This is a genomic window from Pseudomonas sp. SDT291_1_S447, from assembly GCF_054070155.1.
Window position 1 is genome coordinate 1 of the sequence record NZ_JBSVXS010000163.1, and the last position, 9,298, is coordinate 9,298.

Here is a 9,298-nt window from a genome sequence, read left to right on the forward strand (position 1 = left end):
GGGGATGCTGGTGAAGTACGCCGACCTGATAGTTCTGCTGTGAATCCATAGTCGACTCGGTCTTTCAGGTCGACGTTTCACGACAAAACACCTCGGTCGGCCCCCTCTCCCTCCGGGAGAGGGCTGGGGTGAGGGTGCCTTTGACTTTAGCGTTGTCTCCACCATCACCGACACTTCTGGCATAACACTTGCTCTTGCCTTGCCGTGCGACTGTGAAAACCCGAATAGTGACGGATTATTGGCATGGCGAAGAGCGAAACAGCAGCAGTGAAAGACCCCGCAACCAAAGGCAAACTCAAGCTGATCATTGTGATCGTGCTGGCGTTGCTGTTGGCCATTGGTGCATCCGTGGGGGCGACCTGGTTCTTCATGCACAGCGCCCAGAGCAAGCCCGCCGAGGCCGCCGATGCGGCGCCTGTCGGCAAGCAGCCAGCGATTTTCGAGCCGATGGCTCCGGCCTTCGTTGCCAACTACAACCAGAACGGCCGTCAGCGCTACATGCAGGTGAGCATCACCATGCTGGCGCGTAATCAGGCCGATCTGGAAGCGCTCAAAGTGCACATGCCGGTAATCCGCAACAACCTGGTGATGCTCTTCTCCGGTCAGGATTTCGCCACTTTGGCGACTCCGGTCGGCCAAGAGATGTTGCGCCAGAAGGCCACAGCCAGCGTCCAGGAAGTGGCGCAGAAAGAGCTGGGCAAAGTGGTGATCGAACAGTTGCTTTTCACTAATTTCGTACTGCAGTAGGAACACGACATGGCCGTGCAGGATCTGCTGTCCCAGGATGAAATCGACGCGCTGTTGCATGGCGTCGACGATGGTCTGGTACAGACCGATAACGCTGCCGAACCCGGCAGTGTCAAAAGCTACGACCTGACCAGTCAGGATCGCATCGTCCGCGGACGCATGCCGACTCTGGAAATGATCAACGAGCGTTTTGCCCGCTACACCCGCATCAGCATGTTCAACATGCTGCGCCGCTCGGCGGACGTTGCCGTCGGTGGCGTGCAGGTGATGAAGTTCGGCGAATATGTGCACTCGCTGTACGTACCGACCAGCCTCAACCTGGTCAAGATCAAACCGTTGCGCGGCACCGCGCTGTTCATCCTCGACGCCAAACTGGTGTTCAAGCTGGTGGACAACTTCTTCGGCGGCGACGGCCGTCACGCCAAGATCGAAGGGCGTGAATTCACCCCGACCGAACTGCGCGTGGTGCGCATGGTGCTGGAGCAGGCTTTCGTCGATTTGAAAGAAGCCTGGCAAGCGATCATGGAAGTCAATTTCGAGTACATCAACTCGGAAGTGAACCCGGCCATGGCCAACATCGTCGGCCCGAGCGAAGCGATTGTGGTCTCCACCTTCCACATCGAACTCGATGGCGGTGGCGGTGATCTGCACGTGACCATGCCGTACTCGATGATCGAGCCGGTGCGCGAAATGCTCGACGCCGGTTTCCAGTCCGACCTCGACGATCAGGACGAGCGCTGGGTCAACGCCCTGCGCCAGGACGTGCTCGATGTCGACGTGCCGATCGGCGCCACCGTGGCTCGCCGCCAGTTGAAACTGCGCGACATCCTGCACATGCAGCCGGGCGATGTGATCCCGGTGGAAATGCCGGACGAAATGATCATGCGCGCCAACGGCGTGCCGGCCTTCAAGGTCAAGATGGGCTCGCACAAAGGCAACCTCGCGTTGCAAGTGATCGAGCCGATCGAGCGTCGCTGAAGCGGCGCTCCAACCCCCAAGCATTTAACTGAATTTTTGCCCGCCGAGGACAAATGATGAACGACGATATGAACGCCCAGGACGACCAGGCACTGGCTGACGAATGGGCTGCTGCCCTTGAAGAAACCGGTGACGGTCAAGCTGACATCGACGCCCTGCTGGCCGCCGACGCAGCCGGCGGCTCGCGTCTGCCGATGGAAGAGTTCGGCAGCGTGCCGAAGAACAACGATCCGGTGACCCTCGACGGCCCGAACCTGGACGTGATCCTCGACATCCCGGTATCGATCTCGATGGAAGTCGGCAGCACCGACATCAACATCCGCAACCTGCTGCAACTCAACCAGGGTTCGGTGATCGAGCTCGATCGTCTGGCCGGCGAGCCGCTGGACGTGCTGGTCAACGGCACCCTGATCGCACACGGCGAAGTGGTGGTGGTCAACGAGAAGTTCGGCATCCGCCTGACTGACGTGATCAGCCCAAGCGAACGCATCAAGAAGCTGCGCTGAGTGAAACGGTTTCTCTGGGCTCTGCTGGCATTGCCATTGAGCGTGCTGGCTGCCGAGCCGTCGACAGCCACGACAGTGCCTGCCGCCACCGCGCCGATGGTCACCAGCGGCGTGGCCGGGCAATTGACGCAACTGGTGTTTGGCCTGTTGCTGGTGCTGGGCGTGATCTTCTTCCTCGCCTGGCTGTTGCGCCGGGTGCAGCAGGCCGGGCCGGCAGGCAAAGGGCAAGTGATCGAGCTGATCGGTTCACGCGCACTGAGTCCGCGTGACCGCTTGCTGCTGGTGCAGGTCGGCAACGAGCAGATTCTGCTCGGCCTGAGCCCCGGCACCATCACCGCGCTGCACGTGCTCAAGGAGCCGGTCGAGGTGCCGAGTACCAGCGAGAAAGCGACCCCGGAATTTGCCCAGCATCTGCTGAAGATACTCGGCAAGGATCAGAAGGATACGAAGTAATGGGTGCGCTACGCATCGTCTTGACGCTGGCCCTGATGCTGGCCGCGCCGCTGGCGTTCGCCGCCGATCCGTTGTCGATCCCGGCGATCACGCTGGGCACCAACGCCGATGGCGCGCAGGAGTATTCGGTCAGTCTGCAGATCCTGCTGATCATGACCGCGCTGAGCTTCATCCCGGCGGCCGTGATTCTGATGACCAGTTTCACCCGGATCATCATCGTCTTCTCGATCCTGCGTCAGGCCCTCGGCCTGCAACAGACGCCGTCGAACCAGATCCTCACCGGCATGGCACTGTTCCTGACCCTGTTCATCATGGCCCCGGTGTTCGACCGGGTGAACAAGGACGCTCTGCAACCGTATCTGGCGGAAACCCTTACCGCCCAGCAAGCGGTGGAGAAGGCCCAGGTGCCAATCAAGGACTTCATGCTCGCGCAGACCCGCACCAGCGATCTGGAGCTGTTCATGCGCCTGTCCAAGCGCACCGACATCGCCACCCCGGATCAGGCGCCGCTGACCATTCTGGTGCCGGCGTTCGTCACCTCCGAGCTTAAAACCGCGTTCCAGATCGGCTTCATGATCTTCATTCCGTTCCTGATCATCGACCTCGTCGTGGCCAGTGTGCTGATGGCGATGGGTATGATGATGCTGTCGCCGCTGATCATCTCGCTGCCGTTCAAGATCATGCTGTTTGTGCTGGTGGATGGCTGGGCGCTGATCATCGGCACCCTGGCCAGCAGTTTTGGAGGTGTCTCGCCATGACGCCGGAAGTTGCGGTCGATATCTTTCGTGAAGCCCTTTGGCTGACCACATTGATGGTCGCGATTCTGGTAGTGCCGAGCCTGTTGGTCGGCTTGCTGGTGGCGATGTTCCAGGCCGCGACGCAGATCAACGAACAGACCCTGAGCTTCCTGCCGCGTCTGCTGGTGATGCTGGTGACCCTGATTGTGGGCGGTCCGTGGATCGTGCAGACCTTCATGGAATACATCATCCAGTTGTACAAAAACATCCCGATGGTCATCGGCTAAGCCATGCAATCTCTGCTTCAGCTGACCGACACCCAGATCAGTACCTGGGTGGCCTCGTTCATGTTGCCGCTGTTTCGCGTGGCGTCGATGCTGATGGTCATGCCGGTGTTCGGCACCACCCTGGTGTCGCGCCGGATCCGCCTGTATTTCGCCGTGGCGATCACCGTGTGCATTGCCCCGAGCCTGCCGCCAATGCCGGCGGTCAGTCCGCTGGATCTGAGTGGCTTGATGTTGATTGCCGAACAGATCCTCGTCGGTGCGGTGCTGGGGTTTTCCCTGCAGCTGTTTTTCCAGGCCTTTGCCGTGGCCGGGCAGATTGTCGCGATCCAGATGGGCATGGGTTTCGCCTCGATGGTCGACCCGGCCAACGGCGTCTCGGTGGCGGTGATCGGGCAGTTCTTTACCATGCTCGTCACGTTGCTGTTCCTGTCGATGAACGGCCATCTGGTGGTCTTCGAAGTCCTTACCGAAAGCTTCACCACGCTACCGGTCGGCAGCGGTCTGATGACCGCGCATTACTGGGAACTGGCGGGCAAACTCGGTTGGGTACTGGGGGCGGCGCTGTTGTTGGTGTTGCCGGCGGTCACCGCGCTGCTGGTGGTCAACATCGCGTTTGGCGTGATGACCCGTGCCGCGCCGCAACTGAACATCTTCTCCATCGGTTTTCCGCTGACCCTGGTGCTTGGTCTGTTCATCGTCTGGGTCGGTCTGGCGGACATTCTCAATCAGTATCAGCCGCTGGCCACTGAAGCCTTGCAGCTGTTACGCGAACTGGCACGGGCGCGCTGAGTCATGGCAGAGAGCGAAAGCGGTCAGGACAAAACAGAAGACCCCACGGAAAAACGCAAAAAGGACTCCCGCGAGAAGGGTGAGATAGCCCGCTCCAAAGAGCTCAACACCCTGGTCGTGACCATGGCCGGTGCCGGCGCGCTGCTGGTGTTTGGCGGCATGCTGGCCGAAGACCTCATGGAGCTGATGCGCCTGAACTTTACGCTGTCGCGTGAGGTGATCATGGATCAGGGTTCCATGGGCGCATTTTTGTTGAAGTCGGGTCAGATGGCGCTGGTGGCCATCCAGCCATTCATGATCACGCTATTGCTGGCAGCCCTGATCGGGCCGATCTCCCTCGGTGGCTGGCTGTTTGCGGCCGGCTCCATGGCGCCCAAGTTCAGCCGGATGAACCCGGCGGCGGGCCTGAAACGGATGTTCTCCTTCAAAGCGGTGGTCGAACTGCTCAAGGCCCTGGCCAAGTTTCTGATCACCTTGGGGGTGGCGTTGGCGGTGTTGTCGGCGGACGTCGATGACTTTTTGCGGATCGCCCACGAGCCGCTTGAAATGGCGATCATTCACAGCGTCACGCTGGTCGGCTGGAGCACGTTGTGGCTGGCCTGCGGCCTGATCATCATCGCTGCTGTCGACGTGCCGGTGCAGCTCTGGGAAGCCCACAAGAAACTGCTGATGACCAAGCAGGAAGTGCGCGACGAGCACAAGGATCAGGAGGGGCGTCCGGAGGTCAAACAGCGCATCCGTCAGACCCAGCGCGAGATGTCGCAACGCCGCATGATGGCGGCGATTCCCGATGCCGACGTGGTCATCACCAACCCGACGCACTACGCCGTCGCGCTCAAGTACGATTCGGAGAAGGGCGGCGCGCCGATACTGCTGGCCAAGGGCAGCGACTTCCTCGCGCTGAAGATTCGCGAAATCGCCGTGGCCAACAACGTCATGCTCCTCGAATCGCCGGGGCTGGCGCGTTCGATCTACTACTCCACCGAACTGGATCAGGAAATCCCCGGCGGCCTGTACCTGGCGGTTGCTCAGGTGCTGGCCTACGTCTACCAGATCCGCCAGTACCGCGCGGGCAAGGGCAAGCGCCCGGATCCGCTCAAGGACGATTTGCCGATTCCGCCGGATCTGCGCCGCGATTCCTGACGTTGCGGCGAAGCCATTTGTCTGCGCTCCCCCATGACTGTCAACTCTGACAGGTGCAGTCGCCGTGATTTTGCAGTTTGATGCAAGGTGCGGCCGCGCACTGACGCGGTCAGGCAGGCGAGTGCAAGGGAGCAAGGCAATGAAAGGTATTTTCAGCAGCTACGATGAAAAAACCGGAAGAGGCACCATCACGCCGAAGCAATCGGGACGATCCCTTTCCTTTGCCGAAGCCACGGGTTTTTTTCTGACGGCCAGAGAATACCGATTCAGCATTCCATTGCCCGATGCCTTGCAGGCGAACGTCAAAGTCGGCAACGAGGTCGAGTTCGAATTGCCCAAGAGCAAGAATGGAAAAGTAAAAATCCTCCGGTATTGAGCAACTGTTCGCAAAGCCGCTGAAAATGGGGCGGCGGTTTTATGATCGTTCCCACGCTCTGCGTGGGAATGCAGCCCGGGACGCTCCGCGTCCCTTCCAAAGCCGAACGCGGAGCGTCCGTTGAGGCATTCCCACGCAGGAGCGTGGGAACGATCATCGCGTGTCGCTACTGCGGCAACTCCAGATTATCCATCACCCGATTCACCGCCAGCTCCCCCAGCATGATCAATTGCGCGATCCCCAACAGCGTCCTGCGTTGCGACGCCGGTATGAGATGGGCGAAGTCATGGGCGATGGTTCTGGCTGAAGCGAGGGTTTCGCTAGCATCGGCCAGCAGTTCCTCGTTTTTGAAATCCGCGGTCACGGCGTACATCCGCCGGGTTTTGCGTGGCGGCGGGGTGGAACCGGGTGGGCAGAGATAGTGATCGAGGACGCGGTCGGCGGCTTCGTGGAGTTTTTTTGAATCGAGGGATTCGTAGGGGGAAGTTGGGTCGGTTTCGGGTGGGTTGGGTGTTGGTTTGATCATGGTGAAGCTCCTTGATTGCTGGAGCTGCCACATTTCGCTGCGAAACGAAAAGAGGTGGCAGCTGTACGCAGGTTCGCAGACCGGGAATCAAGGAACCCGGCATACCCGAAGGTATCCCGCGCACAGCCGCCATGAAGCATCATTGCCATTAATCTTGATGGCAATGCACTGGAGCGCTGTGCGCCTTGATTGATCCGGGCTGCGAAACCCGATCGCTGATTCGTCAGCGACCGCCCCACAATAGAACCCGCCCCCAAGGCGCACAAGCCGGCGGATTCTGGCGTAGCTGTAGGCAAAGGCGCAAGGATGTGTAGCTTGGAAGGCGTGTCTGAAGGTGTCTTTTAAACGCCAGAGTTTAAAAGGCGATTTGCGCTGACTTCACTGGCCCCTTCGCGAGCATGCTCGCGAAGGGGCCATCCCGGTCAGCAGTAAAATCTCGAACAAGCCCCGATGTTCAAGTTACTGATTAAATAAATCCGTCCCCTCTGTGGTCCATCTTTTTGTCCCCCCTGTAAAAGTTTGTGTAGGCTTTTATTGTTAATAGCGTTAGCTTCTCGGGATGTACGCCATAGCGCGCCTTTTTTCGCTTCCTGTTAAATAGTCTTGTTTTACTCCTTCCTGATCGTCTTGGAGCAAGAACTTATATAGGAGGAATTCCGGATATCCAGCACGATTCGATGAATACCGGCCTAGACTCTCTCCTACGCCCCCATAGATCAAACCAAAATTAGAAAAATTAGAATAATGGATAGGCCCTGTATCTATCGTCGGGGCACCTACACTACTCATCCAGGATTTCGCTTGGGATGGCGTAAGGTAGGAGTCGTTAAGTATAAAAGTATAAACGTTACTAACGGTGACGTCATAGCTTGCCTTGCTCCCACTGTCGTCAGTTACTATGATGCTTGTTGATCCATTTTTTAATCCTGAAACTTTTCCGTTTGCATCTACCGAAGCTATAGTGTCATCTATGGGTTCATATGTATAAGGTCGTGCTCCGTCAGTGGGAGTTCTTGTAGCGGTATTGCGGTTAACCTCCTTGAGCTGCAATCCATAGTTTCCAGCGGGGAAAAGTTTTATTCCGTTTAGAATCATGGGTGTCAAATCAATAGTTAACTTGCTTACTATCAATGATCTCGGCTCTGATTCTTGACCTGCCCCATAAAGCGCTTTGGCCTTGAAGCTGTGCGCGGCGACACTTAGGTCTGAAACCAGCAACGTCCAGACGCCTGTCGTCGCATGGGCCGTCGCTTTATCTTTCGAGGTTGTACCGTCGAACACTTCGATCTGCTGACCTTTAGCCGCGACCCCGGACAGCGTTACGGCGATTTCTCTAGTGGTTGTGCCGTCGGGGATTTCGACACCGCTCGGCGAGCCCTTCACGGAGGTCAGCGTAGGCGCGGTGGCGGCCGTCACGGTCAGCGTCCAGACCGCCGATTCGACACCCGTGCCATACAAGGCCCTGGCCTTGAAGTTGTGCACTGTCAGGCTCAGGTCTTTCACTTCCAGTTCCCATTTGCCGGTAGTGGCATTCACCAGCGCTTTGCCTTTCGACGCCACCCCATCGAAAATCTCGACTTGCAGGCGTGGTGTCCCGGTGCCGGTCAACTTGATGCTGGTATCAAGGGTCACGGTGTTTTTGGGTATTTCGACTCCTTTCGAGTCCTTCACCGAGGTAATGGCAGGGATCACTGCATTCGAATACGTGAGGATTCTGCCGGCGGATTCCTGGCCGGACCCATAATCTGCTTTGGCCTTGAACGTACGAGTTCCAATGGCGGTCAGCGTGGCGGTATATGTCCAGATGCCAGTGCCGTCGACCGGGTGCTTGCCCCTTGACGCGGCGCCTTCGAATACCTCGACCTGCTGATTGGGCGCGGCGGTACCGGTCAAGGTTACAACGGGATCGACCGTACCACCGTCGTGCACAATTTCTGCGCCTTTGGAGTCCTTCACCGAGGTGATTTCAGGTCTCACATCTTTCACAGCCTTCATGGTATAAACGCGTGATGGGAAAACCACCGCTTTGCTTTCATCCGTACTGCCATCGAAACCAACCTTGAACTCGATCCGCAATTTGGCCCCATCGGCCAATTTGTTGAGTTCGGCCATCGGTGTATATGGGTGCATACCACCGGGCACACCATCAGGTGGGATGACGGCGCCGTTGTAGGTGGTGCTGATTGGTGTCGGATTGCCTTCCACAAAATAGCGTAGCCACAGCGTTTGCTTGAGTGCGAGAAGCAGCCACGCGGCAATTCGTGTGCGCGGCTGGCCGGGCAGCGTGGTGACATCCAGCTCTGCACTGGTGATGCCATTGATGACCGGATCGGGCAGCCGATTGTCCTCGTTTTTTATCGGCAGCACCTCCAGAGTGCGGGTTTTCGAGTCTTTCGGATCATCGCTGCCGCGAGCCACGGTGTAGCTCACTGTCACCGATTGGCCGAGGTTAAAAGCAATCACTGTGTTATCAAGCGGAATGTCCTGCGGACCTAACGTACGTACCGTCCACGGGTCTGTGATGTGCGAGCCGCCTTCGGGTGTTCCCGGGGCGCCGCTGAAGGTGACGATGATCTCGTCATTCAACAGCATGCCGACATAGTCGACCACGGCGTTGAGGGTGTCTTTGCCGGCAAACGGGTCGAGGCTGGTACCGTTCGGCGCTTCCTTGATGCTGGGCGCTGTGAGATCCAGCGCCACCCCGACATCGAACTTCAACGGCTCGGCATAACTCGTCCCGCCGGCGGCGCGTTTGA

11 protein-coding genes are annotated in these 9,298 nt (G+C 58.4%); 9 read left to right on the forward strand and 2 right to left on the reverse strand.

The features are described from left to right. Positions 1-243 precede the first annotated feature (243 nt). The 9 genes from fliL (at position 244) to ACW9IR_RS27095 (ending at position 6,016) form a co-directional block, all read left to right on the forward strand. Positions 244-747, forward strand: a complete 504-nt coding sequence (gene fliL / locus ACW9IR_RS27055) for a flagellar basal body-associated protein FliL (RefSeq protein ID WP_007920033.1) — start codon at positions 244-246, stop codon at positions 745-747. A 9-nt stretch (positions 748-756) separates the two neighbouring features. Beyond that, positions 757-1,725, forward strand: coding sequence for a flagellar motor switch protein FliM (fliM, locus tag ACW9IR_RS27060; protein ID WP_007920032.1), 969 nt, complete (start codon positions 757-759; stop codon positions 1,723-1,725). Between the two features lie 56 nt (positions 1,726-1,781). Continuing rightward, a complete protein-coding gene (fliN, locus tag ACW9IR_RS27065; protein ID WP_095122682.1) occupies positions 1,782-2,231 on the forward strand; it encodes a flagellar motor switch protein FliN in 450 nt (149 codons plus the stop codon). Beyond that, positions 2,232-2,684, forward strand: a complete 453-nt coding sequence (gene fliO, locus ACW9IR_RS27070; protein ID WP_150708268.1) for a flagellar biosynthetic protein FliO — start codon at positions 2,232-2,234, stop codon at positions 2,682-2,684. Next, on the forward strand, positions 2,684-3,442 hold the full coding sequence (fliP, locus tag ACW9IR_RS27075; protein ID WP_095122677.1) for a flagellar type III secretion system pore protein FliP: 759 nt from the start codon (positions 2,684-2,686) through the stop codon (positions 3,440-3,442). Before fliO ends, fliP begins: the two co-directional genes overlap by 1 nt. Next, on the forward strand, positions 3,439-3,708 hold the full coding sequence (fliQ, locus tag ACW9IR_RS27080) for a flagellar biosynthesis protein FliQ (RefSeq protein ID WP_041072975.1): 270 nt from the start codon (positions 3,439-3,441) through the stop codon (positions 3,706-3,708). Before fliP ends, fliQ begins: the two co-directional genes overlap by 4 nt. A 3-nt stretch (positions 3,709-3,711) precedes the next feature. Beyond that, a complete protein-coding gene (gene fliR / locus ACW9IR_RS27085) occupies positions 3,712-4,497 on the forward strand; it encodes a flagellar biosynthetic protein FliR (protein ID WP_038363857.1) in 786 nt (261 codons plus the stop codon). A gap of 3 nt (positions 4,498-4,500) precedes the next feature. Beyond that, the gene (gene flhB, locus ACW9IR_RS27090; RefSeq protein WP_102900461.1) at positions 4,501-5,640 is read left to right on the forward strand and encodes a flagellar biosynthesis protein FlhB; all 1,140 of its coding nucleotides are present in this window, start codon (positions 4,501-4,503) and stop codon (positions 5,638-5,640) included. A gap of 139 nt (positions 5,641-5,779) precedes the next feature. Next, the gene (locus tag ACW9IR_RS27095; RefSeq protein ID WP_457465697.1) at positions 5,780-6,016 is read left to right on the forward strand and encodes a hypothetical protein; all 237 of its coding nucleotides are present in this window, start codon (positions 5,780-5,782) and stop codon (positions 6,014-6,016) included. 166 nt (positions 6,017-6,182) lie between these two features. Here the strand turns inward: ACW9IR_RS27095 and ACW9IR_RS27100 are convergent, their stop codons facing one another. Together ACW9IR_RS27100 and ACW9IR_RS27105 are read right to left on the reverse strand one after the other, a co-directional pair. Continuing rightward, entirely contained in the window at positions 6,183-6,542 is a 360-nt protein-coding gene (locus ACW9IR_RS27100; RefSeq protein WP_457465699.1) for a DUF6124 family protein, read from the reverse strand. Between the two features lie 546 nt (positions 6,543-7,088). Then, positions 7,089-9,298 (reverse strand): Ig-like domain-containing protein (locus ACW9IR_RS27105; RefSeq protein WP_457465701.1); only part of this gene is annotated, 2,210 nt, incomplete at its 5' end.